This is a genomic window from Rhodococcus sp. ACPA1 (genome assembly GCF_002300195.1).
GTDB classification, from domain to species: Bacteria; Actinomycetota; Actinomycetes; order Mycobacteriales; family Mycobacteriaceae; genus Rhodococcus_F; species Rhodococcus_F opacus.
Map to the genome: position 1 here is coordinate 1,059,782 of NZ_NSDX01000005.1, position 24,669 is coordinate 1,084,450.

Here is a 24,669-nt window from a genome sequence, read left to right on the forward strand (position 1 = left end):
TCCTCCGGGGATGGGGACTGACCGAGTGAATCGAAGATCGACGCAGTGTGCGGATCGACTTCAACTCGACCTCTCAGTGATGCATGTCACTGTGCCATTAAGGTTAATTCACCTGGCCATTTTTGGCAATGCTATCCGGTAAATGTTGTGTGGCAGTACTGGGACTGCGATAACACGAGCCTGCACGCCCCCGAAATACGGGGGCGTGCAGGCTGGTTCGGTCTTCCGTGTGTGTTTGTTCAGAGCGCGGTGAGCCAGGTGTCGCCCAGGGTGTATCCGTTCGGGAAGGGATCGCTGGGGTCGAGCCCGAGCTGGGTGGTTCCGGTGATCCAGGCCCGTCCGGCGACGCTGGGGATGACCGCGTCGTACCCGCCGATGGTGGTCACGGACTCCACGCGGGAGTCGAATTTGGTGCCGATCAGTGATTCGTGGACGAATCGCTCGCCGACGGCGAGTTCGCCGCGGGCGTGCAGGACCGCCACTCGTGCCGAGGTGCCGGTGCCGCACGGGGACCGGTCGATCCGGCCGGGGGAGACGACCACGGCGTTCTTCGACGTCAGATACTGGCCGTTCTCGTCGGCCTGCCGGGACAGCGGCCCGGTGAAGACCGTCTGGGTGATGCCGGGGATCTCCGGGTTCTCGGGGTGCTTGACCTCGTACTGTTCGGCGCCGGCCTGCTTGATGCGCTGGCCGAGTTCGCAGAGGGCGCGGGCTTCGGAGGGCTCGAGGTCGAAACCTGCTTCGGCGGCGTCGACGACGACGTAGGTCATTCCGCCGTAGGCGATGTCGACTGTGAGCTTGCCCAGATCCGGGACCTCCAGCGGCACCTGGGTGTGGTAGACGAAGGCCGGCTGGTTGGTCAGCCGAACGTTTTCGACCTTGCCGTCCTTACACTCGCACTGCACCTTGATCAGGCCGGCCGGGGACTCGAGGACCACTTCGGTGACGGGCTCGGACATCGGCAGCATCCCCGTCTCGAGCAGCACGGTCGCCACGCACATGGTGTTCGATCCCGACATCGCCGGGTACTCCGTCGACTCGAGGATGACGTAGCCCAGCGGGGCGTCGGGGTGGTTGGACGGCAGGATGATGTTGGCGTTCTGCACTGCGGCACCGCGCGGCTCGAACAGGATCAGCTGGCGGATCTGATCGAGGTTCTCCTCGAGGTAGACGCGCTTGTCGAACATCGTCTGGCCGGGAACGTCGCCGATGCCCCCGACGATGACGTTGCCGACCTCGCCTTCTGCGTGGCAGTTGACCACATTGAGTACGCGGCTGAATCGCATTGTTCGCTCTCTTCTTTCGGCGCTACCGATGCGCGCTGAGGTTGTCTTTCGGGGTACCCGCAGGGTCCGGTGGGCAGACGGACTTACCGGTCACCGAAGATCGTCCGGTGCCAGTCCTTGTGGGCGACGCCGGTGATATCCGACATCACATGCTTGACGTTGGTGTACTCGTCGAGCGAGTAGGTCGACATGTCCTTGCCGTAGCCGGACTGCTTGTATCCGCCGTGTGGCATCTCGCTGATGATCGGGATGTGGTCGTTGACCCACACGCACCCGGCGGCGATATCGCGAGTGGCGCGTTGCGCCCGGTACAGGTCTCGGGTCCACGCCGACGCCGCGAGACCGAACGGGGTGTCGTTGGCTAGAGCGATGCCCTCGTCGTCACTGTCGAAGGGGAGCACGACCAGGACCGGGCCGAAGATCTCCTGCTGCACGATCTCGCTGTCCTGGGTGGCACCGACGACCAGGGTGGGCTCGTAGTAGAAGCCGTCGGCGAGGTCGCCGCCCGGGATGCTCCCGCCCCGCACGATCGTGGCCCCACCGGCGCGGGCGCGGTCGACGAACCCGGCGACGTGCCCCTGCTGACGGCGCGAGACAAGCGGCCCCTGATCGGTGGACGGGTCGGTGGTGGGACCGAGCCGGACGGTGTCCATCACGGCAGCGACACCGTCGACGAACCGATCGAACAGCGGGCGCTGCACGTAGGCGCGGGTCGCTGCGGTGCAGTCCTGGCCGGTGTTGATCAGCGACGCGGCGACCGCCCCCTGAACGGCGGCGTCGAGGTCCGCGTCGTCGAAGACGACGAACGGGGCCTTACCGCCCAGTTCCAGGTGCAGCCGCTTGCCGGCTGCCGCGGCGGCGATGCTGTGTCCGACCGGTGTGGATCCGGTGAACGAGACCATGCTGACGTCCCGGTGGGTCACCAGTGCGTTGCCCGCGCTGGTGCCCCTTCCGGTGATCACGTTGATCACCCCGTCCGGGATCCCGGCGCGGGTGGCGGCCTCGGCGAACAGCAACGAGGTCAGCGGGGTGATCTCGGCGGGTTTGAGCACGATCGTGTTGCCGGCGGCCACTGCGGGCAGGATCTTCCACGCGGCCATCTGCAGCGGGTAGTTCCACGGGGCGATCGACCCGACGACACCGATCGGTTCGCGGCGGATGCTCGAGGTGTGATCGCCCGAGTACTCGCCCGAGGCCTTGCCTTCGAGGTTGCGCGCCGCGCCGGCGAAGAATGCGACGTTGTCGATGCTGCCCGGCACGTCGAACTCGGTGGTCAACTTGATCGGCTTACCTGCCTGGGCCGACTCGACGGTCGCGAGCTGATCGGCGATCGTCTCCAGTTCCCTGGCCCACCGGGTCATCACCTCGGAGCGGTGGGCCGGGGTGGCGCCGGCCCATTCCGGTAGGGCGCCGGTGGCCGCGGTGACGGCGTCGTCGACGTCCTCGGTCGACGCCAGGGGGCCGGTGACGACGGCCCGACCGGTGGACGGGTCGAGCACGTCGAACGTGTCGGCGGATTTTCCGTCTCGGTAACGGCCCCCGATGTACTGCGCGGGGCGGTCCCAAATATGTTGCGCCACAGTGATTCCTTCGTTTCTTTCGACCTGTCCGGGCGGCGTGACGCTGCCCGGACAGGGGAGGGTTGGTGGGGTCGAGGTCGCGGCGGGCCGGTTAGCGGTTGTCCACCATGACGTGCTTGAGGCGGGTGTACTCGAGCAGTCCGGCCTCGGCGTTCTCGGTGCCGATGCCCGAGGCCCCGAATCCGCTGACGGGCAGGTCTGCGGCGAAGACCAGGTGGTTGTTGACCCACACGGTGCCGAAGTTCAAGGCGTTCTGGACGCGGGTGGCGGTACCGACGTTCCTGGTGAACAACGACGACGCCAGCCCGTACCGGGTGCCGTTGGCCAGCGCGATCGCCTGCTCTTCGGTCTCGAAGGTCTGCACGGTGAACACCGGCCCGAAGATCTCCTCCTGGACCAGTTCTTCGTCGTCGGCGACTCCGACGACGATCGTCGGCGGGAAGAAGAACCCGTCACCCTCGCAGCTCTCGCCGCCGGACACCACGCGGGCGCCGGTGCTGCGGCCGTTGATCTTGGCGAGCACCCGGTCACGCTGCAGAGCCGAATTCATCGGTCCCACCGTGGTGGTGGGGTCGAGGACGTCACCGAGTTTCTCCCGGCTGCACCGCTCCTTCAGTCCGTCGACGACCGCGTCCAGCAGGGGCGCGTGCACGATGACCCGGCTTGCGGACATGCACTCCTGACCGGTGTTGTACAGCCCACCGGTCGCGATCGCATCGAGCGCGGATTCGAGGTCGGCGTCGCCGAACACGATGACCGGGGAGTTGCCGCCGAGCTCCATGATGGCTTTCTTGACGCCGTCGGCGGCCGCGATGCCGACCTTGCGGCCGGTGTCGATGGAGCCGGTGAAGGAGACCACGTCGACCTTCGGGTGCCGGGCCAGCGCGTCACCGGCGACGGCGCCGGTGCCGAAAACGACGTTGAACACTCCGTCCGGGAGGACCCGGGCGATGATCTCGGCGAGCCACGCCGTCGAGTACGGAGTGGTCTCGGCGGGCTTGAGGACGTAGGTGTTGCCGGTCGCCAGCGCAGGGAACACCTTCGCGACCGCCTGCAGTAGCGGGTAATTCCACGGCGTGATGCCTGCAGCGACGCCGATCGGTTCGCGGCGCATGATCGAGGAGACGCCCTCGAGGTAGTCGCCGCTGGAGGGGGCCGGCAGGGTGCGGGCGGCGCCGGCGAAGAACCGCATCGCGTCGATCACCCCGGGCAGTTCCTCGTCCCGGACCGCGGTGATCGGCTTGCCCGCATCGACGGCCTCGATGACCGAGATCTCCTCGAGAAGCTCCTCGGTCAGCGTGGCGATGTCGAGCAGGAATTTCGAGCGGGCGGCGGGGGTGAGGGCCGCCCATCCGGGCTGCGCGGCGCGGGCGGCGGCCACCGCTGCGTCGACGTCGGCAGCGGAGGAGGCCGGGACCGTTCCGATCTCGCGGCCGGTGGACGGGTCGAGCACCGTGATGGTCTCCGGCGAGTTCGACGGGGTCCAGCGGCCGTTGACGAAGTTGCCGGTCACTCGTCCCGCGAGCTTGTGGAGAACCGAACGCTGGTCGGATCCGATCGTGGAGAGGGTCATGGGTGGAGTCCTTTGCTGTGAGGCAGGTGTGATGGGTGACGGGGGCTATCGAGGTGTCGGCCGGTAGGCGCCGGGATAGTTCATCGCTGCCTCGAAGATCTCGTCGGAGAGTTCCTCGGCGGCTTCCTCGAGTCGGGGCGGGTTGCGATGCTGACCGGGGTAACCGATCAGGGCACGTACCTCGGGGACGAGGTAGTAGGCGCCACTGACCGCGGTGGCCACCACGTCGAACCGCGCCCGGTCGCTCTCGTGCAGGTCGACGATTGCCGGTTCGAGGTCTGAGGCCGTCGCCAGCAGTGCCAGCTCCGCCTGCAGCGCACCGACCAGGTCCACGCGTGCCGTGAGAGCTCGCTCGAGCCAGATGCCCTCGGGGTCGGCGTCGCGGAGGCTGGGCCGGGTCGTCGTGGCGGGAATGAGGACGTCGGCGATGTGCCAGAGCGTCTGCCGTTCCTGCTCGCTCAGGTGGGTCATTCGGAGATCTCCTGCCAGCGTGCGTTGTTCGTGAGGTGTTCGGCGGCACGCAGCGCCAGTGCCGTGATGGTCGCGGTCGGGTTGACCGCACCCGAGGTGGGCATGACGCTGCCGTCGACGATCGCCAGGTTCGGCACGTCGTGCGCGATGTTCCACTCGTTGACCACCGACGTGGCGGGGTCGGTGCCCATCGTGGCGGTGCCCAGCAGGTGTCCGGGCTGCTCCGGCCACAGGTCGGTCGCCACCGTGTGCACCGCTCCGGCGGCCTCGTGCGCCTCGACGGCGCGTTCGAGGTTGAACTGCAGGAGCTTCTTCGTGTTCTCCGACAACCGGTAGCGGACGCGCGGAGCCGGGATTCCGTTCGAGTCGGTGAGCGTCGGGTCGAGATCGACGTGGTTGGTCTCCTCCGGCATGTCCTGCGAGTTGATGCCCCACTGCAGGCCGCGGCCCAGCGTTTCGTCCATGCGATCGTGCACGGCAGGCCCCCACTTTTCGGCGAACGGGCGCCGATCGTGTAGCGACAGCGCGCGCAGCGGCCCACCGATGGGCATCACCTGCCATTTCGCGCCGCCGACGAAGCCGCGGGAGGGGTCGGTCTCGTAGAATTCGAGGGAGTGAATGGCCTGCCCGGCCGGCCCCAGCCAGCTGTCGAGAGGCTCGTCGTAGATGCCGGTGACCTCGGCGTTCGGGTGCAGCATCAGCCGCTTGCCGACCAGACCGGACGAGTTCGCCAGCCCGTTCGGGGCGCCGCCGTGCGCGGAGAGCAGCAGCAGGCGTGGGGTGCCGATGCCGTTCGCGGCCACGACGACCAACCGGGCCTTCTGCCGGTGTTCGTGTCCGGCGGCGTCGACGTAGACGGCGCCGTCCGCGCGGCCCTTGGCGTCGACGGTGATCGTGCTGACCCGGGCGCCGGTGATGAGCCGGGCGCCGTGCCGGATGGCGGTCGGCCAATGGGTGAGGTCGAAGGATGACTTCGCCCCTTCCGGACAACCGGTCTCGCAGGTGCCCCACCGGGCACATCGCGCGAACTCACCATGCTTCTGGGAGGCAATCGCGTTGGGGGAGGGCCACCAGTGCCAGCCCAGCTTGTTCATTCCGCGGGCCGCGATCCGCCCGATCCGGCCGATCGGGTGCGGGGGCAGCGGAGGCACCATGCCGTCGGGGTACATCGGGTCGCCTTCGAGCCCGGCGAGGCCGACGGCGGCGTCCATCCGGTCGTAGTACGGGGCGAGGTCCTCGTACGTGATCGGCCAGTCGTCGGCGACACCGTTGAGGGTCTTGATTCGAAAGTCCGAGGGCAGCAGTCGCATCCAGTGCGCGCTGTAGATCAGCGTGCTGCCCCCGACGCCCGCGAACATCACCGGGGAGACGTCCGACTCGGACACGTTGGTCGGATAGTCGGTTGCGGTGCCGCGCACGTTCGGCTCGGGGTACCACTGCTTCTGCGAGAGCAGTTCGAATTCCGGTTTGTCGCCAGGGAACTCACTGTTGTTGATCCAGCGGCCCTGCTCCAGGCAGACCACCGAGAACCCGTGCCGGGCCATGTGCTCGGCCACGACACCCCCGGAGGGGCCGGCGCCGATGATCAGGACGTCCGCCCGATCCGAAGGTGTAGGTGTCCCATCGCCGATTGTCATCGGGATATCTCCTCCCGGCCTCACGGCCTTGGGTCGTACCGGAGCGAGACGGCAACCGCAGGTCGCGCATTCACTCGTCTGTTCACTCACGCGGCGCCGAGACGCCGATCACACCCAAGAGGATAATTAACTTGGCCATTTTTGGCAAGGTAAATACAACTGAGGCGGATGATCGTCAGATCATCCGCCTCAGGGGGAAGGGAAGGGCACGGGTCAGGGGACTCCCGCGGTGAGGAAGGCCGGCAGTTGCCGATGCGGTGTGCGCTGGAGAACGTCCGCGACGATGCTCTCGAAGTGGCCGAGATGCCGGTACATCTCCTGCTCGATCTCGACCGGGTCGCCCCGCTTGAGGGCCGCCAGCGTCGCTTCGTGCAACTCCACCCCGCATTCGTAGTCTTCCGGGGTGCGCAGCATCATGTCGTGGACGGGCGCGAGCTCCTTCTCCAGTCCCTTCATCATCGCCTCGAGGGACGGGTTGCCCGCAGCGCGCCAGATGGTCCGGTGAAACAGCAGCTCGGCCTGAGCGGCCCGGCTGAGGTGGTCCTTGTGGGCGCGCAGCAGATCGATCGAATGCTGCATCAGCTGGTAGTGCTCGTCCGTGGCACGCACGGCGGCCAGCTGCGCCACGCGCGGCTCGAGGGTCTTGCGCGCCTCCAGAATGCGAAAGATCTCGTCCGCCTGGAGCGGGTCGGCCTCCGGCAAATTCTCGAGGCCCTCGGGAATCCAGATCGAGATCACCTCGGGATTGCCGTGCCGGCCCGGGCGGCTCCTGAGGATGCCCGCCTCGACCAGCTTGGAGATCGCGCTACTGACCGTCGGACGCGAGACGTCCATCTGTGCGGCGAGCGCCCGCTCCCCGGGCAGAACATCGCCTTCGCGCAGCTCACCAGACTTGATGCGGTCGATGATCTGATGCATGACGTCACCGCCCGCGCTACGGCTCCGTACCGGCCTGAAGTCCCTCACGATTGCCCTCCTCGTACGTCGCCGTCCGCGACACCATTATACGGTAAGGCATCTGCCAAATATGGCTAGTCGTTGTGTCCGCTGGAGACGCAGATTTGTTTGGCGCGGTCTCGCGGCACTACCCGGTGCATCTGCCCCACTGTCCACTAATGGAGAGCGGAGTGTGGTGTCGACCTCGAGGATGGATGCCGAGGAACGTCGTCGGCTCCTCAGCGACAAGCACGCGGCGGTGTCTTCGTGTGTCTGCCGCGACGTCAGTTCGTGTACAGGGCCGCGCCGAGTCCGCCGTCGACGACGATGGCCGCGCCGTTGACGAACGACGCGTCGTCCGACACGAGGAACCGCACCACATTGGCGACTTCCGCGGGTTCGGCGATGCGCTCCATCGGATAGGCGGAGGAAATTTCCTGCCGTGCCAGCTCGGGGTCGGCGTGGGCAGCGAAGTACTGCTGGACCATCGGGGTGTTCATGTCGCCGGGAAGCACCGCGTTCGCGCGAATCCCGGCGCGCGCCAATTCGCGCGTGACGGCGATGCTCCGAGTAAGTCCGAGGACCGCGTGCTTGCTGGCGGTGTACGCGGTCAGCATGGGGTCGGCGCTCACCGACAGGACGGAGGCGATGTTGACGATGCTCCCTCCGCGGCCGTGTCGCAGCATCGCCGCTGCGGCGTGTTTGCATACCCAGAAGGGGCCGCGCACGTTGGTCAGATCGATAGTGTCCCAGTCCTCGTTGGTCGTCTCCAGAAAGTTCCGTTCGATCTGACGCCCAGCATTGTTGGCCACGAAGTCGAGCGTTCCGAAGCTGGTCTCGACCCGCGTGAGGGCGTCGACCACGCTCCGTTCGTCGGTGACATCGGCCTGTACCGCAAAAACGGTCCCAGGCAGGTCGTGGGCCATCTGCGCGGTTTCCTGCAATTTGTCGGCGTTGCGGCTCAGGGCGACGACATTGGCGCCGTGGGCGGCCAGCGCCAGAACCGTTGCTCGGCCGAGACCACCGGAGGCTCCGGTGACGAGTCCGGATTTAGCTGTGCAAGAGAGCATGTGTTTCCTCGAGGTATGGGATCGCGCGGAAGAACCGTTGCGGGATAACCGATCCGGCGCGTCGCTACCGGGCACTCGTCGGGTTCCACGAATGTCTCGGTCAAGGATTCGCCGACCGGGCGGGAAGCTGGTTCGATTTCCGAAAACCTACCGTGGCAAGTGACCCGAGGCCCTGGTTTGCGCAGCCTACTTATCTCCCGCTCATCTTCCGTTTGGAGAAGTGCTCACACTCCTCCCTGCGAAGATTCGAGGCCGAACCACGAGTGACACGGAGTTGGTCGCGTCCTCCGTGGGCGTCGATAGGGGCGCCTCGAATTCGGCGGAACCGCGGGTGCGGAGCTATGCCCGCGGGGTCTCGCGCAGGTGCAGGCACACCTCGTCGATCGCCTGTTTCGTCTGCGCGAACGCGCCGATCTCGGTGACGAAGCCGTGGAAGACGCCGGCATCCCTGGTCAGCGAGACGGGGATGCCGTCGCGCCGCGCGGCGGCGGTGAGTCAGATCTGCCCAATAGCAGCTCTGGTTTGGGCAAATATTGCCAGTGCCCAAAGGTGGTCGCCCTCATAGCGTGGGCGGCGTGAGAGTTCTGATCGGGTTCCCGGTGATCCGCCCAGTAGGTGGTGGCTTCTGGCGGTGCTCGCCGAGGTCACGACCCGCATGCCGATTCGTTGAGATGGGGCGGGGTGGTCGCGACATCCCGCACCGTGTTCACCGTGGACGCGCCGATGCCAGCCGAACGATCGTCACCGTCTGATTTTCCTACCCCGCACGCCCCACATAGAGGAGATGTCAATGCCCGACGCAATCGAGGTCCGCAAGGTTCCGCTGCACAGCGTGTCCGACGCCAGCGAGCTGGCCAAGCTCATCGACGACGGCGTGCTCGAAGCGGACCGTGTCGTCGCTGTCATCGGCAAGACCGAGGGCAACGGCGGCGTCAACGACTACACGCGCATCATCGCGGACCGAGCCTTTCGTGAGGTCCTCTCGGCGAAGGGCCGCCGCAGCGCCGACGAGGTGGCCGAGGTGCCCATTGTCTGGTCCGGCGGGACCGACGGTGTGATCAGCCCGCACGCAACGATCTTCGCGACTGTGCCAGCCGGGAAGGCGGCGAAGACCGACGAGCCGCGGCTGACCGTCGGTGTCGCGATGAGTGAGCAGCTGCTGCCCGAGGACATCGGTCGCACGCCGATGATCACGAAGGTGGCCGCGGCGGTGAAGATGGCGATGGCCAATGCCGGCATCAGCGACCCGGCCGACGTGCACTACGTGCAGACGAAGACGCCGTTGCTGACGATCCACACCATCCGCGACGCCAAGAGCCGCGGCGAGACGGTGTGGACCGAGCACACCCACGAGTCGATGGACCTGTCCAACGGTGTTACGGCACTGGGGATTGCCGTCGCCCTCGGCGAGGTCGACATGCCCAGCGATGCCGATGTCATGCACCGCCGGGACCTCTTCTCGTCGGTGGCATCCTGTTCGTCGGGTGTCGAGTTGGACAGGGCCCAGGTCGTCGTCGTCGGCAATGCGCGTGGCGTCGGCGGTCGATACCGGATCGGGCACAGCGTGATGAAGGACCCGCTCGACCAGGACGGCATCTGGGCGGCGATCCGGGACGCCGGACTCGAGCTGCCCGAGCGGCCCCACACGAGCGACCTGGACGGCCGGCTCGTCAACGTCTTCCTCAAGTGTGAAGCGAGCCAGGATGGGACGGTCCGTGGCCGCCGCAACGCGATGCTCGATGACTCGGACGTGCACTGGCACCGCCAGATCAAGTCCTGCGTGGGCGGTGTCGCGTCGTCGGTGACGGGGGATCCGGCGGTGTTCGTGTCGGTGTCGGCGGCACACCAGGGTCCGGAGGGCGGCGGCCCCGTGGCCGCCATCGTCGACCTCGGCCAATAGTTCGTGCTCACACCGTGAGTGAGGTTGCGTCGCGGCCCGGCAACGGGCCGCGGCGCGACCTCGACCACACCAACCGCCGATCTCGAACGATGCTGCGGTCGGAGTCCATGCACGTCGGCGGTTCGCCGGTATTCGTTTTTGAAACGTGGAGAGGTTCACCCATGTCACACGTCATCGACCCCGTCACCGTCGGCGATTCCGGCCCTCGCACGGGACCCTCGTGCCAGCCGCGCGAATACGGAGAGCTCGTCATGTGTGACGCGCTGACGCTCAGTAGTGCGATCAAGAGCCGCCAGGTGTCGTGCATCGACGTCATGACCGCCTATCTCGACCACATCGAATTGCACAATCGCAGTGTCAACGCCATCGTCGCCCTGCGTGACCGGGACCAGTTGCTGGCCGAGGCGCGCGAGCGGGACCGCCAACTGGCCGACGGGCACTACCTGGGCTGGATGCACGGGTTCCCGCACGCCGTCAAGGACCTCTCCGCGGTCAAGGGCCTACCGTTCACCTCCGGATCACCCATCTTTGCCGACCGGATCGCCGACGCGGACGACCTGTTCGTCACCCGGATCAGGGCAGCCGGTGCCATCATCATCGGCAAGACCAACACCCCCGAGTTCGGACTCGGATCCCAAACGTACAACCCGGTCTGGGGCACGACGGCGACACCGTACGACACCTCCCGCACCGCCGGTGGAAGCAGCGGCGGCGCTGCTGCGGCCCTGGCGTTGCGGATGGTTCCGGTCGCCGACGGCAGCGACTACATGGGGTCCCTGCGCAATCCGCCGGCCTTCAACAACGTTGTGGGCTTTCGCCCGTCGTGGGGCCGCATCCCCGAGGCCGGATTCATCGCGCAGGGCGCGGTTGTCGGTCCGATGGGGCGGTCGGTGGCTGATGTGACGCACCTGCTCTCCACGATGGCGGGTCCCGACGCCAACGCCCCGCTGGGCATCGACGAGGACCCCGAGGTATTCACCCGGAGCCTCGAACGCGACTTCAGCGGGACGCGGATCGCATGGGTAGGGGACTGGGGCGGGTACCTGGCGACGGAACCCGGAGTCCTCGAACTGTGCGAGTCCGCATTCGAGGCGTTCGGGAACATCGGTTGCCGCGTCGAGGCGGCGCTCCCCGACTACAAGCCCGAGGACATTTGGCAGCTGTTTCTGAGGTGGCGCTGGTGGGCGCAACTCGGCTTGGTCGACCTCTACAACGACCCGCAGACACGCGCGCAGATGAAGCCCGAGTTCGTGTGGGAGATGGAGCACGGACTCGCTCTCTCCGCGCTCGACGTCACCAGGGCTGCGGCGGCACGCAACGACTGGCAGGCGGCCGTCACGAAGATGTTCGACACCTATGACTACATCCTCGCGCCCAGTGCGCAGGTGTTTCCGTTCGACAAGGCCACACACTGGCCCACGACGATCGCGGGCCGGCCGATGGATACCTATCACCGGTGGATGGAGACCGTCGCACCGTGGACGATGGCGAGTCTTCCGGTTGCTGCGATGCCGGTCGGTTTCGATGACCGCGGGCTTCCCATGGGAATCCAGATCATCGGACGACACGGCGCAGACCGGGCCGTTCTCCAACTCGCCCACGCGTACGAGCAGGCAACGAAGTGGGTGGAGCGTGTGCTTCCGCCCGCGCTCCTCCCGGGCTGAGCCGTGCTGGTGACGCGGCGCTGTATCGTCGCCGGCGTACGGTTGGTATATGGAAGATGTTGCCAACGGAGAGCGGCCACAGGCACATGATTTGCCAACACTGGTCGGCTACGAGTTGACGGTTCGAGAGCTGCTGACCCTGCCTAGCCTGACCGGCTCGAAGCTGATCGCGGGGGCTGGCGGCCTGGAGCAGATCGTCCTGCGGGTCAACGTCATCGAGGTGCCGGACATACTGCCGTGGGTCAAGCCGAACGAACTGTTGATCACCACCGGATTCCCGCTGCGGCATGCCGACTCGGGCCAGCCGTTCGACCCCGCCGCACTGGTCGAGCTCATCGAAGGTCTCGCCCAGCGCGGCGCGGCCGCACTCGGTGTGAAGGAGGGCCGGTACCTCGACGAGCTTCCCGCCGCGATGCTCGAGGCGTCCGACCGTCTCGGGTTTCCGCTGTTCCTCATCCCGCGGGAGATTGGATTCGACGAGGTGATGTCCGAGGTGTTTACGCACCTCGTCGATCGTCAGGCGTGGGCACTGGACGTTGCGGACCGCATGCACCGTGCCTTGACCAAGATCGTCCTCGAGGGCGGGGATCTGCCGCAGATTGCGGACGAGGTCGCGGCGCTGTTCGACGCCGCGGTCCTCATCTGCACGCCCGACGGGCGAGTGCAGGCGACAGCTGGTGCGACTCCCAACCTGCAGGCGCTGCAAGGGTTGCCGCTGTTCGACCCGTCCGGCCGGCTTCGTACCGAGCGCCTACACCACGGCCTGCAGCCGGCACCGGGCACCGAGGCAGGTCAGATCGCGGTCGCGCCGGTTGTCGCCGGCGGCACCGACCACGGCCTCATCGTCGCCTTCGTGGCAGATGGCGGACTGGGCCCGGTCACCGTGCAAGCGCTCGAGCGCGCCGCAACCGTTGTCGCGTTGGCGGTCACCAAGCAGCTCGCGGTGTCGGCCGTCGAATCCAAATTTCGCGGCGACTTCCTGCGCGATGTTCTCAACGGCACGGCAGGGACGGCCGCCCAGATCACGGAACATTGCGCGCAGCTCGAATGGGACGTGAACCGCAGCATGGTGGTCGTCGTCGCCGAGCTCGACCCGGACGCCGATCCGGCGACGGCCGGCCGGACGACACCCCCGCCGGTTGCCGGGCGAATGCCGCAGCAGCGGCTCACCGCTGCCTGGCAGCAGGTGGTCCGTCGCAGGGATCGGTTCGCACCGGTAGTTGGCTTCAGTCATGAAGTGGTGGCGTTGATGCCGGTGGGCGGCAGTGATACCAAAACTGTGATCGAGGAATTGATCGCGGCTGTCACCGGGGACCGTGGAGGCGGCCGGCATTCGTTCTGCACCGGAGTCAGTCGCGTCATCGACTCGGTGGCCGGCATCCCGCAGGCGTACGACCAGGCGCGGAAGGCGGTGACGGTGGGGCGGCGCATGCGCGGGAACGGTGCTGTCGCCCACTTCGACGGCCTGGGCGTGCACAGACTGCTCTCCCTGGTCGACGACAGCGCTGAACTCCAAGCCTTCGCCAGTGAGGTCCTCGGTTCGCTGGCCGGCGACGCCGACGAGGCGATCGATCTCCGGCAGACACTCCAGGTACTCCTGGACACCAACTGCAACGTCGCCGAGACTGCACGCGCCCTGCATTTCCACTACAACACGTTGCGTTACCGGATCGGTAAGTTGGAGAGCATCGTCGGCCCTTTCACGACGGATCCGATTCTGCGCTTGGATGTGGCGCTTGCATTGCGGGTCGTGGAGATGGAGGGTTTGTAGCCGATCAGCGGTGGCCGTGTCGAGAACGCTCGCTCCGGTTCGCGAGGTACGCATCAAGGGTCCGAACGACAGCAGCAGAATATGTTGTGTCATAAACGATCACGGATCCGAGCTGCTCGGACTCGTCCCGGCGGTGCTGGGTGACGAGCGTCTTCGCCGAAAGTGATCCGCACCCACCTGCGCCCGCGGGGATCGAGGCGGTCATCGCCGAAGCGGACGACCGGAAGCGCACACGCGCCCGCAAGGGCGGCGGTGATAGTCTGCCTGTTTGCCTCGAAGAGGAGAAGTGCAAGGGCCGCAATGTCGTTGAGCGGCCCTTCGGGAACGACGAAGCACTGGCGGGGGCCGGCCATCCCCTACGGCAACCTCACCCTCACCTGCGGGACATGCGCGACTGGGGCAATCAACGCTCGCATGCCGCGAAAACATCTGCCCCGCGCATGAAGGCATCGGCGATGTTTGCTCAATTAGTTGGCAAATTTTGGTAGGGGAGTACCAGCGTTGCGCCCGGGCATCAATGGAAGAGTGGGTGAAGTTGGCGGGAGTAACCCCATACGCAGTCCCGCGGATATATGACGTGGCGGCGAGCCACTTCTTCTCTCCCGGTGCCCTTGCCGGAATCTCGATATCCGCGCGTGTGCACAACGACACTCCTGGAAGGAGGTCAGGACACGTGCGCCTGAGCAACCACGACGCCTTGACTACCCGTCACGTCGGTGGGTGGCACTGGTCTTCGGCAAGCTAGGAGCTCGCCCCTCACCGTCCACCGCCCTGTGAGAGGAAACCAATGAATGCTTTGCTCTACGTCGGTATTGCGCTGCTCATTGTTTCGAACGTACTGATCCCCCCGACGCTTCTGCGATTCCAGAACGGCGCCAGCCAGTTTCTGCGCTCGACCGTCACCCTGGCATTGGCTGGGTCGGCCGCAATGCTGGTAAGCGCACTGACCTCCATCGATGCTTCGGTTGGACAGCGGTGGGCTACCGCGCTTGCCGGAGTCCTCAGCGGCAGCGTCGTGGCCGCGACCATTGCCCTGGTGATCGAGCCCCGATTGACAGAATCGGGCTAGCCCGGATTCGGTGGGCAGTCCGACGAGTGGACGGCGGTGCCAGGGCGACTGCGCGAGGTAAGTCCTGCAATGGTGACCGGCGCAGCGGATCGATGCCGGCCATCGGCTACGCGGTCGTGGTCACGAACAAGCCGCGCAGATACAGCACCGCCCACCACAAGAGCCATGCTCGCGTTGCCCGTCTGGCGACTCGGCTATACCACCGTCTATGACCAGCACCCGCTCCAGCGCGGCACACACCCGGGGGGAGGGGACAGTCGACCGGACCAGTCTGCTCGCGCAGGTCTCGGTCCGTCCAGCACGCAGCTTCGTTGATGCTGGCGCGGTGCGACGTAAAGCGATGCTGCCAGCGGAATTCTTCGCGTCGACACTCACTGACGTTGGGGCCCAGTGACTCATCCTGCCAACTCGGCAGCGACGAATGAGCATCGGGACGGTGCAGTGGCAATTCCAGGAGTTCGACGGGCGTGTAGAAGTCGTACTCACCGGCCAGGACAAGAACTGTGAGACACGCTCACTCGACAACATCGGGCACTACCCGCACTACGAAGACCCGGAACGCACGGTTGGCATCATCGACGACTTCGTCAAAGCCAAGGCCGATCTCGCAAACGCCTGAGGGATGACCGCAATGCGGGATGGGCGCCGACATCGGTGCCCATCCCGCCACGTGTCAACAGTGACGATCGAACGATCAACACTGCTCTAGCCGCTAGGTCGCGATCGTGACGAACGTGAACTCCGCTCTCACGTCCAGGATTGCATGGCTTCGTCGGGCGCCGTCAGTACGTCAGCAGCAAGCAGCAGCGCGCTGCGTTCTCGGCCAGATCCGCTCAAACTCCGTGTCGGATGGCTGCATCGTCGGTGCCGGACCACCCGTGCCCGGCGGAAGGCGTGGTCGTTGTAGGTTGCGGTGCGCGAAATCAGCGTCGCTGCACCGACGACGTGTCATTCGTTCTTGACGGCCAAGACGGACACGGGTGAGTGCAGGATCAGTCGCTGGCTGACGCTGCCGAGTAGGGCTTTCCCGACACGGCTGCGGCGTTTGACGCCGATGACGAGTCGTTCGATATCGGGGCGCTCTTGAATGAGGTCGAGAACTGCGACGGCAGGGTCGCGGGCTTCACGTCCAGCGCGATCGAGCACGTCCACGCCACTAACCACTGCGATTTCGGTGGGTGCGAACTCAGTGAGCGACAAGTTGAGCACGAGGAGTTCGGTTCGGAGGCGTTCGGCTTCCTCTTTACCCACGGTGAGGGCGTGGGCGCCTTCTGGTGTGTCGGTTACTGCGACGAGCACGGTCATGGACGGACCCTTCTGTGGGGGTGGTTGCTCATGAGTAGTTCGCGCGGAACTGGTCTTCGAGCTCCTCGAGGGAGCGTCCGCGGGTTTCAGGCACCTGGGTGGTGAAGATCAGTGCGAGAAGACCGAGGCCGGCGAAGATGAAGAAGGTCATCGCGATGCCGATTGCGGCGACAACTGGCGGGAAGAACAGCGCCACCAGGGCGTTGGCGATCCAGAGAACGAAGATGCAGACGCCGATGGCGAAGCTGCGGATCTTGAGCGGGAAGATCTCCGCGAGCATCAACCATGCCAGGGGCCCGATTGTGCCTTGCATGGAGAACACGAACAGGACGACGAAGACAAGGATGCAGTACGCCTTGACGGTGCCGTCCGGCAGCAGCACTGCCGAGAGACCGATGAGCAGGTGGAAGATGGTGATGAGAGCGAAACCGACGAACAGCATGGTGCGGCGGTCGACCTTGTTCATCACCTTCAGCGCGATGGTGATGCCGAGTACGCTGACCAGACCATTGAGGGTGTTCGCGACGATGGCGGCGCTCGACGAGAATCCAGCATCCGCGAGAAGCTGGGTTCCGTAGTACATCACCGAGTTGATGCCGGTGAACTGCTGAAACACCCCGAGTCCGATCCCGATCAGCATCAGTCGGCGGATCCACTTCACGGACAGGTCGATCGGACCGCCGACTTGGGTGAGCTTCTCTTCCTCGGCGAGAGCCTCGACCTCCGCCATTTCTGCCTGCGCGGCTTCCGGTGTGCGGACCTGCTGCAGGACGGAGAACGCGTCGTCGTGACGGCCCTGCGAGATCAGCCACCGCGGGCTTTCAGGCATCCGAAGCATGCCGAGCAGGAGAACGATCGCCGGGGCAACGGCGACCAGCAGCATGTACCGCCACACTGAATCGTGCTCCCCCCAGATGTTGAAGATGATCGCGTTGATGACGAATGCGGCGAATTGTCCCGAGACGATCATGAACTCGTTGCGTGAGACGATGCTGCCGCGACGCTCGGCGGGGGACATCTCGGCCAAATACACCGGAACGGTTGCTGATGCCCCACCGACGGCGAGACCGAGAATGAAACGGAAGACCGCTAACACCTCCCACGTCGGTGAGAGGACGCAGCCGAGAGTTCCGATCATGAAAATGACCGAGAGCACCAGGATGTTGTGGCGACGGCCGTATCGGTCGGAGAGTCGGCCGCCGATCAGTGCTCCGAATGCCGCGCCGAAGATGAGAATGCTGACCACGAAGCCCTCGGTGAGCGCGGTGAGCCCGAGGTCTTCCTCGAGTGGTTCGAGGGCACCGTTGATGACACCGGTGTCGTATCCGAAGAGCAGACCGCCGAACGTTGCGATGAAGGCGATGAGGCCAAGACGCTTGGAGGGACGGTTGCTGCGAGTGGGACTGGATGTCGCGGCAGTTTCGCGGCCAGAGTCGGTCAACATGAAACACTTCTCCTCGTTGCACTCCATGACAGGAAGTGCGAATTCTGCTGTAGCAGAGACTCTTGTATCGAACCTGGGTGGTCATTTGTCGAGTCTTTGCCGGGCGGCCGGCTGGCGCCGGCGGTAGGACGATCGATGGTCGTCGGCGTTGGTGGAACGAGCCGCGGACCCTGAAGATCAGAGCGGAACCAACGCGAGATCTTGCAGACGAGCGAGCGGACGTCCCGGGCCGGGCGTTCGCCCGACCCGGGCATCGTCGGTCAGTTGTTCTGGGGGAAGCCGAGGTTGAGGCCGCCGTGGCTGGGGTCGAGCCAGCGGGTGGTGACGACCTTGCCGCGGGTGAAGAAGTGGACGCCTTCGGTGCCGTGGGCGTGGGTGTCGCCGAAGAGCGAGTTCTTCCAGCCGCCGAAGGAGTAGTAGGCCATGGGGACGGGGATGGGGACGTTGATGCCGACCATGCCGACCTCGACCTCGTTCTGGAACCGTCGGGCGGCGCCGCCGTCGTTGGTGAAGATGGCGGTGCCGTTGCCGAACGGGCTGGAGTTCACCAGTTCCAGGGCGTCGTCGTAGGAGTCGACGCGGATCACGGAGAGGACGGGTCCGAAGATTTCGTCGGTGTACACACTCATGCCGGTGGTGACGTGGTCGATCAGGGTCGGGCCGAGCCAGAACCCGTCCTTGCCGCCGTCGGCCTGCACGGTGCGCCCGTCGACGACGATGGTGGCCCCGTCGTTTTCGCCGGCGTCGATGTAGGAGGCGACCTTGTCGCGGTGCACCTTGGTCACCAGCGGTCCCATGTCGGAGTCGCGGGTGCCGTCGCCGATCTTCAACGTGTCGGTGCGCTCTTTGATCTTGGTCACGAGTTCGTCGGCGATGTCGCCGACCGCGACCAGGGCGGAGATGGCCATGCAGCGTTCGCCGGCGGAGCCGAAGCCGGCGTTGACCATGGCGTCGGCGGCGAGGTCGAGGTCGGCGTCGGGCAGGACGATGGCGTGGTTCTTCGCCCCACCCAATGCTTGGACGCGTTTGCCGTGGGCGGTGCCGGTGGCGTAGACGTACTGGGCGATGGGGGTGGAGCCGACGAAGCTGATGGCCTTGATGGCGGGGTGGGTGAGGAGTTCGTCGACGGCGGTCTTGTCGCCCTGGAGGACGTTGAAGACGCCGGCCGGGAGTCCGGCTTCGGCCCAGAGTTCGGCCATCCAGATCGCGGCGGTCGGGTCCTTCTCGGACGGCTTGAGGACGACGGTGTTGCCGGCGGCGATGGCGATGGGGAAGAACCACATCGGGACCATGGCGGGGAAGTTGAACGGGGAGATGATCCCGACCGGGCCGACGGGCTGGCGGAGGGAGGAGACGTCGACGTTGGTGGAGGCGTTTTCGGTCATGCCGCCCTTGAGCAGGTGCGCGATGCCGCAGGCGAATTCGACGACTTCCTGGCCGCGGGAGACCTCACCCAATGCGTCGGAGACGACCTTGCCGTGTTCGGCGGTGATGATCTCCGCCAACTCGCCCTTGCGGGCGTTGAGCAGTTCCCGGAATGTGAAGATCACCTGGGTGCGCTTGGCGAGGGAGGTGTCGCGCCAGGCGGGGAACGCGGCGGCGGCGGCGTCGATGACGGCGCGGGCGTCCTCGACGCCGGCCAGGGCGACCTGACCGGTGACGGCACCGGTGGCGGGGTTGGTGACCGGGGCGGTGTTGCCGCTGGTACCGGCAAACGGCTTGCCGTCGAGCCAATGAGAGATGACGTCAGACATCGGTGAACCTTTCACGTTTCGAGCTGGTGACTAGTGGAGGGGTTGGGGGTGTGGGTGGTGCGCCGGCGGGGAGGGCTCGGGCCCGTACGAGGTGGGTTCTTGTCGGTAACACAGACCCAGCAGTGTGCGGTGCATGTCCTCGCCGACCTCACTCGCCGGCCGCACCCGCAGTGCGCGCGCGAGCCGGTTGTAGTAGGTGCGCGAGGTCATACCAAATTCGACGAGGAGGTCGTCGTCGTGCGGCCCACCGAACGGTGCCCAACGCAGAGCGAAGTTGATGAGGTCGTCACCACGTTTCTCTTTCATTGGATCTCCGATCGAATGAGTGGACAAAGCGAAGGGGTTGTTGATCAGGAGGCGCGGGTTGCCGGCTCGGCTTCGCGTGCAGCGGTGCCGATCAGGTTCCCGAGTCCAGGTTCGATGTGCGCTAGGCGCGGGTTGCGGATCTGGTTGTGTTGCCCTGTCACGGCGGCGCGGGCGCGGATTTGCTGCGCGGAGGTGGTCAACTGGCCGCGTCCGCGGCCGAGGAACGACGAGGTCCAGGACAACAGAGTGGCGATGCGGCTGCGAAAGCCGACGACGTAGACGAGGTGCACGGCGAGCCAGAGCAGCCAAGCTACAAAGCCGCTGAACTCGAACCGTCCGACTTGCGCGACCGCACTGAACCGGCAGACCGTGGCCATGCTGCCTTTGTCCCGGTATTGGAAAGGTGCCCGCTCATGCGAACGTGAGGTCTCACGGACTTCCCGTGCGATGTGCTTTGCGGCGTAGCGGCCCCCCTGGATGGCGGTTTGGGCGACACCGGGAAGCTGGTCGCGGCTCATCATGTCACCGATGACGAAAACGTTCGGCTGACCCGGCAGGGTCAGGTCGGCGCCGACACTGATGCGGCCGGCGCGGTCGAGCGGCGCCCCGGTCTGTTCGGCAAGTTGTTTCGCGAGGGGGCTGGCCGCGACTCCCGCGGACCACACCTTGCACGCCGCCTCGATTCGCCGGGAATGCCCGTCGGCGTCCTTGACGGTCAAACCGTGCGCGTCGACATCGGTGACGATGGATCCGAGTTCGACCTCCACGCCCTTACTCTGCAGGGTGCGGGCCGCGGCACTGCCGAGCTTGGCGCCGAAGGGGGGAAGCACTTGCGGTGCGGCATCGAGCAGCACGATCCGGGCAGCCTTGGGGGAGATCGACCGGAATGCCCCGACGAGGGTCCGGTGAGCGAGCTCGGCGATCTGACCAGCCAGTTCTACTCCGGTGGGTCCGGCGCCGACAACGACGAAGGTGAGCTGACGAGCCCGTTCGACGGGGTCATCGGTCAGCTCAGCCTTCTCGAAGGCGTGCAGGATGCGACCGCGCACTTCGAGGGCGTCGTCGACGGACTTGAGGCCGGGTGCGTGCTCGGCGAAGTGATCGTTGCCGAAGTACGACTGCTGCGCGCCGGCGGAGACGATCAAGCTGTCATAGCGGGTGACAGTCGTCGTGTCGTCGCACCGCGAGGTGACCGTGTGGGCTGCGAGGTCGATATCGGTTACCGACCCGAGTAGCACCCTCGCATTGGCCTGGTCCTTCAGCACTGTCCGGGTCGACGGCGCGATCTCTCCCTCGGACAGAATTCCGGTGGCCACCTGATAGAGCAGGGGCTGGAACAGGTGAGTGGTGGTGCGGTCGATGATGGTCACATCGACGTCGGCTCGTTTCAGGCCTTGCGTAGCGAACAGCCCGCCGAATCCCGAGCCGATCACCACGACCCGGTGGCGTTCGGGGTTCTGGTGCGCTGGCGTGGTCATGTGAAAGCCTTTCCGGCGGAGTCCTGTTCGATCTCCGAAGTATGCGTGCAGATTTCTGGAGTTGAGGTCGGCGGCGAGCTGCGTGCCTGAATACCGAAATGTCGGACTATCGGTCACCGAGTGATTGCGGTGTCGGCAGCCCGGTCTCGACTACGGCCGGTCCGAAAGCAGTACAGGCAGGATCGGTGCCACAGGTGGCCACTGCTTTCCTTTCGGTCTTCGCCGCCCGGGATCGGGTGACGGGTCTACGCGGACGGACCACGCCGGGAGGCTCGTTGCCGAAGAACTGGGGGAGTTGCTCGTCAGAAGCGTATTTCGCTTACCCCTGTTAGTCTTGCTGTGATACGTGCCTCAATCAACCGCCATCATCCATCATTTTCACCTCAAGGGGGAAGTTGTGGCGCACAGTCGTTACAAGGTTCGAGAGATTGCCCAGCAGGCAGGTCTCAGCGAGGCGACGGTCGACCGCGTGCTTCACAACCGCCCGGGCGTCAGGGAAGGAACCCGCGCCGAAGTCGCGCAAGCGATCATCGACCTGGACAAACAGCGCTCCCAACTGCGGTTGGCGGGGCGAAAGTTCCTCTTCGATGTCGTGATGCAGGCTCCGCCGCGATTTTCCGGAGCGTTCCGCGAGGCGGTGGAGGCGGAACTACCCTCCCTGGCACCTGCGGTGGTCAGGACCCGGTTCCACTTCCGGGAGACCGGTTCGGTACCGGCCATGGTCGAGGTGCTCGACAAGCTCGTCACACGCCCCTCGCAAGGCGTCATCGTCAAGGCTCCCGACACCATCGAGGTCTCCGACGCCATCGACCGGCTTACCGAGGCGGGGATCCCGGTCGTCACCTACGCCACCGACGTGCCGAGCAGCAGTCGGGTCGGATACGTCGGTATCGAGAACCGGGCGGCCGGTGAGACCGCCGCGTACCTGCTCGAGCAATGGCTGTGCGACACCTCGGCAAGCGTGCTGGTCACGCTGAGCAGCAATGCTTTTCGTGGCGAGGAGGAGCGTGAGATGGGGTTCCGCGGCGCACTGCGCCGCTCGGGCAACGTCGGGGGTATCGGATCGCAGCGCACACTGATCGACATCTCCGAGAGTGAGGGCCTCGACACGACAGTCGAGCATCTCGTCCTCGACGCCCTCGAACACAACCCTGATATCGAGGCGGTCTATTCGATCGGTGGCGGCAATATGGCGACGGTGCGTGCCTTCGAGAAGCTCGGTCGTAGCTACCGTGTTTTCATCGCCCACGACCTCGATCAGGACAACAGGCAGTTGCTCCGTGACAAGAAGATCTCGGCCGTCCTCGATCACGATCTTCGGTCGGATGCGAACTTGGCGTGCCGCATGCTGATTCAGGGACGCGGCGGGCTGTCGGGTGTGACCACGGCGATGTCACCGATTCGGATCATCACTCCCTACAACATGCCCTGAGGGTGTGGTTCTGGAGTATCGGCGCACGACTGCACCGCCCCGGAGTTTCCGGGGCGGTGCAGTGTGATGTGGCGTGGAAGGTAGTTCAGCGGCGCAGTTCGTGGGTGAGTGCTTCGAGTTCGTCGCCGCCGGCCATTTGCTGGGTGAGTTCTTCGAGGCTGATCTCGTCGAAGGTGCAGTCCAGTTTCTGCCGGCCGCGGTTGAGGAGCACGAAGTGGTCGCCGACCATGTAGGCGTGGTGCGGGTTGTGGGTGATGAACACGACCCCGAACCCTTGTTCCTTGGCGGCGGAGATGTAGCGCAGCACCATCCCGGACTGCTTGACGCCGAGGGCGGCGGTGGGCTCGTCGAGGATCAGGACGCGGGCGCCGAAGAAGATCGCCCGGGCGATCGCCACGCACTGGCGTTGACCGCCGGACAGCGAACCGATCGGGGCGTCGACGTCGGGTAACTCGATGCCCATCTTCGACAGCTCGGACATCGTGGTGGCCCGCATCCCGTTCGCATCCAGTGTCTTGAGCGGTCCCTTCCGCAGTTCCTGGCCGAGGAAGAAGTTCCGCCACACCGGCATCAGCGACACCACCGCCAGGTCCTGGTAGACGGTGGCGATGCCCTTGGACAGGGCCTCCTTCGGTGAGCCGAACGTGAGGGCCTCGCCGTCGACGAGCAACTCACCCTCACCCTGCTGGTGCAGGCCGGCGATGATCTTGATCAGGGTGGACTTGCCGGCCCCGTTGTCGCCGAGGACACCGGTGACCTCCCCGGCCCGCACCCGCAGGTTGATGTCCTGCAGGGCGATGATGTTGCCGTACTGCTTGCCGACGTGTTTGAGCTCGATCAGCGGGATCTTGTCGCCACCACCGGGTTCGGTATCGACGGGCATCTGTTCGATGGTACTCATACGGGTCACCTCTTGGCGGCGTAGTTGCGGAAGGCGTTGTTGGCGATGACCGCGAACAGCAGCATCGCGCCGAGGAAGAACTTGAACCAGTCCGGGTTCCAGCCGGCGTAGACGATGCCCTGGTTCGTCATGCCGAAGATGAACGCGCCGATCGCGGCGCCGATCGCGGTGCCGTACCCGCCGGTGAGCAGGCAGCCGCCGATGACCGCGGCGATGATGTAGAGGAACTCGTTGCCGATGCCCTGCCCGGACTGGACGGTGTTGAACGAGAACAGCAGGTGCATCCCGACGAACCAGGCGGCGAACCCGACGGTCATGAACAACCCGATCTTGACCTTGGTGACCGGGACACCGATGGCGCGGGCGGAGTCCTGGTTGCCGCCGACGGCGAAGATCCAGTTCCCGATCCGGGTCTTGAACAGCACCCAGGTGGCGATCGCGGTGAACAGCAGCCACCACAGCACGGTGATCCGCACCGACACCCCACCGACGACGAACGAGGACGCGAACACCTTCTTCGCCGAGTCGAACCCCTGCATGTCGGAGACGCTTTGGGTGGCGACCTGCCCGGTGATCAGTTTGGTGACGGCCAGGTTGATGCCGGTGAGCATCAGGAACGAGCTCAGCGTGATCAGGAAGCTGGGGATCTTCGTCTTCATCACCAGGTACCCGTTGAAGAACCCGACCGCCAGCGAGACGACGAGGGCGAGGGCGGCGCCGGCCCACAGGTTCAGGTGCAGGTTGTAGGCGATCATCGACGCGGCGAGGGAGCTGGTGGTGACGGCGACGCCGGCGGAGAGGTCGAATTCCCCGCCGATCATCAGCAGTGCGACCGCGCACGCCATGATCCCGATCGTCGAGGAGGCGTAGAGCACCGTGGCCAACGCTTCGGGGCTGCGGAACGGGGGTGCGACGATCATGAAGAAGACGAAGATGGCGATCGCACCGAACAGGGAACCGACCTCGGGGCGGATCAGCAGACGCTGCAGGCGTTTCTGCTCCTTCACCCGTTCGTCGTGGACGACCTTGTGACTGGCAAGGTCCAGATCTTGCTGTGTGGACATGACTTTCCTTCCGTTACGCCGACGGCGC

General features: G+C 65.6%; 21 protein-coding genes. 7 read left to right on the forward strand and 14 right to left on the reverse strand.

Annotated features, from left to right (window positions below):
• Window positions 1-239: 239 nt before the first annotated feature.
• The 7 genes from CJ177_RS29115 to CJ177_RS29145 all read right to left on the reverse strand — a co-directional run bounded on the left by CJ177_RS29115 (window position 240) and on the right by CJ177_RS29145 (window position 8,553).
• Window positions 240-1,286 (reverse strand): proline racemase family protein, encoded by a 1,047-nt coding sequence (locus tag CJ177_RS29115; RefSeq protein ID WP_095869194.1) that lies wholly within the window; start codon window positions 1,284-1,286, stop codon window positions 240-242.
• Window positions 1,287-1,369: 83 nt separating this feature from the next.
• Entirely contained in the window at window positions 1,370-2,866 is a 1,497-nt protein-coding gene (locus tag CJ177_RS29120) for a gamma-aminobutyraldehyde dehydrogenase (RefSeq protein WP_095869195.1), read from the reverse strand.
• Between the two features lie 91 nt (window positions 2,867-2,957).
• The gene (locus CJ177_RS29125) at window positions 2,958-4,439 is read right to left on the reverse strand and encodes an aldehyde dehydrogenase family protein (RefSeq protein WP_095869196.1); all 1,482 of its coding nucleotides are present in this window, start codon (window positions 4,437-4,439) and stop codon (window positions 2,958-2,960) included.
• A gap of 45 nt (window positions 4,440-4,484) precedes the next feature.
• Window positions 4,485-4,910, reverse strand: a complete 426-nt coding sequence (locus tag CJ177_RS29130; protein WP_095869197.1) for a hypothetical protein — start codon at window positions 4,908-4,910, stop codon at window positions 4,485-4,487.
• Complete coding sequence (locus tag CJ177_RS29135) at window positions 4,907-6,547, reverse strand: GMC family oxidoreductase (RefSeq protein WP_095869198.1); 1,641 nt, start codon at window positions 6,545-6,547, stop codon at window positions 4,907-4,909. The genes CJ177_RS29130 and CJ177_RS29135 overlap by 4 nt, the downstream gene beginning before the upstream one ends.
• A 213-nt stretch (window positions 6,548-6,760) precedes the next feature.
• Entirely contained in the window at window positions 6,761-7,513 is a 753-nt protein-coding gene (locus CJ177_RS29140) for a FadR/GntR family transcriptional regulator (protein ID WP_005243551.1), read from the reverse strand.
• 254 nt (window positions 7,514-7,767) lie between these two features.
• Window positions 7,768-8,553, reverse strand: coding sequence for an SDR family NAD(P)-dependent oxidoreductase (locus tag CJ177_RS29145; protein WP_095869199.1), 786 nt, complete (start codon window positions 8,551-8,553; stop codon window positions 7,768-7,770).
• A gap of 790 nt (window positions 8,554-9,343) precedes the next feature.
• Here CJ177_RS29145 and CJ177_RS29155 point away from each other — a divergent pair.
• The 6 genes from CJ177_RS29155 (at window position 9,344) to CJ177_RS29180 (ending at window position 15,576) form a co-directional block, all read left to right on the forward strand.
• The gene (locus CJ177_RS29155; RefSeq protein WP_095869200.1) at window positions 9,344-10,453 is read left to right on the forward strand and encodes a ring-opening amidohydrolase; all 1,110 of its coding nucleotides are present in this window, start codon (window positions 9,344-9,346) and stop codon (window positions 10,451-10,453) included.
• A gap of 161 nt (window positions 10,454-10,614) precedes the next feature.
• Entirely contained in the window at window positions 10,615-12,117 is a 1,503-nt protein-coding gene (locus CJ177_RS29160; protein WP_095869201.1) for an amidase, read from the forward strand.
• Window positions 12,118-12,208: 91 nt separating this feature from the next.
• On the forward strand, window positions 12,209-13,888 hold the full coding sequence (locus CJ177_RS29165) for a PucR family transcriptional regulator (protein ID WP_257014719.1): 1,680 nt from the start codon (window positions 12,209-12,211) through the stop codon (window positions 13,886-13,888).
• Window positions 13,889-14,028: 140 nt separating this feature from the next.
• Window positions 14,029-14,376: a hypothetical protein gene (locus CJ177_RS47485; protein WP_179443296.1), complete on the forward strand. Its 348-nt coding sequence runs from the start codon at window positions 14,029-14,031 to the stop codon at window positions 14,374-14,376.
• 299 nt (window positions 14,377-14,675) lie between these two features.
• Window positions 14,676-14,957 (forward strand): hypothetical protein, encoded by a 282-nt coding sequence (locus CJ177_RS29175; RefSeq protein WP_005243533.1) that lies wholly within the window; start codon window positions 14,676-14,678, stop codon window positions 14,955-14,957.
• 421 nt (window positions 14,958-15,378) lie between these two features.
• A complete protein-coding gene (locus CJ177_RS29180; RefSeq protein WP_095869203.1) occupies window positions 15,379-15,576 on the forward strand; it encodes an alpha/beta fold hydrolase in 198 nt (65 codons plus the stop codon).
• Window positions 15,577-15,905: 329 nt separating this feature from the next.
• On the opposite strand, the gene CJ177_RS29185 is transcribed toward CJ177_RS29180, so the two are convergent.
• From CJ177_RS29185 to CJ177_RS29205, 5 genes are all read right to left on the reverse strand, one after another.
• Entirely contained in the window at window positions 15,906-16,262 is a 357-nt protein-coding gene (locus CJ177_RS29185; RefSeq protein WP_095869204.1) for a universal stress protein, read from the reverse strand.
• A 28-nt stretch (window positions 16,263-16,290) separates the two neighbouring features.
• Window positions 16,291-17,706, reverse strand: coding sequence for a sugar porter family MFS transporter (locus CJ177_RS29190; RefSeq protein WP_005243527.1), 1,416 nt, complete (start codon window positions 17,704-17,706; stop codon window positions 16,291-16,293).
• Window positions 17,707-17,966: 260 nt separating this feature from the next.
• Window positions 17,967-19,460, reverse strand: a complete 1,494-nt coding sequence (locus tag CJ177_RS29195; protein WP_095869205.1) for a CoA-acylating methylmalonate-semialdehyde dehydrogenase — start codon at window positions 19,458-19,460, stop codon at window positions 17,967-17,969.
• A 30-nt stretch (window positions 19,461-19,490) separates the two neighbouring features.
• Window positions 19,491-19,766 carry a hypothetical protein gene (locus CJ177_RS29200; RefSeq protein WP_095869206.1) on the reverse strand — a complete coding sequence of 92 codons (276 nt, stop codon included), beginning with the start codon at window positions 19,764-19,766 and terminating at the stop codon, window positions 19,491-19,493.
• 44 nt (window positions 19,767-19,810) lie between these two features.
• A complete protein-coding gene (locus CJ177_RS29205; protein ID WP_218835134.1) occupies window positions 19,811-21,244 on the reverse strand; it encodes an NAD(P)/FAD-dependent oxidoreductase in 1,434 nt (477 codons plus the stop codon).
• 397 nt (window positions 21,245-21,641) lie between these two features.
• Here CJ177_RS29205 and CJ177_RS29210 point away from each other — a divergent pair, with 397 nt between their 5' ends.
• Window positions 21,642-22,676 carry a LacI family DNA-binding transcriptional regulator gene (locus CJ177_RS29210; protein ID WP_005243516.1) on the forward strand — a complete coding sequence of 345 codons (1,035 nt, stop codon included), beginning with the start codon at window positions 21,642-21,644 and terminating at the stop codon, window positions 22,674-22,676.
• Between the two features lie 85 nt (window positions 22,677-22,761).
• Here the strand turns inward: CJ177_RS29210 and CJ177_RS29215 are convergent, their stop codons facing one another.
• A complete protein-coding gene (locus CJ177_RS29215; protein ID WP_095869207.1) occupies window positions 22,762-23,577 on the reverse strand; it encodes an ATP-binding cassette domain-containing protein in 816 nt (271 codons plus the stop codon).
• A 5-nt stretch (window positions 23,578-23,582) separates the two neighbouring features.
• Window positions 23,583-24,641 (reverse strand): ABC transporter permease, encoded by a 1,059-nt coding sequence (locus CJ177_RS29220; RefSeq protein WP_025432954.1) that lies wholly within the window; start codon window positions 24,639-24,641, stop codon window positions 23,583-23,585.
• Window positions 24,642-24,669 lie beyond the last annotated feature (28 nt).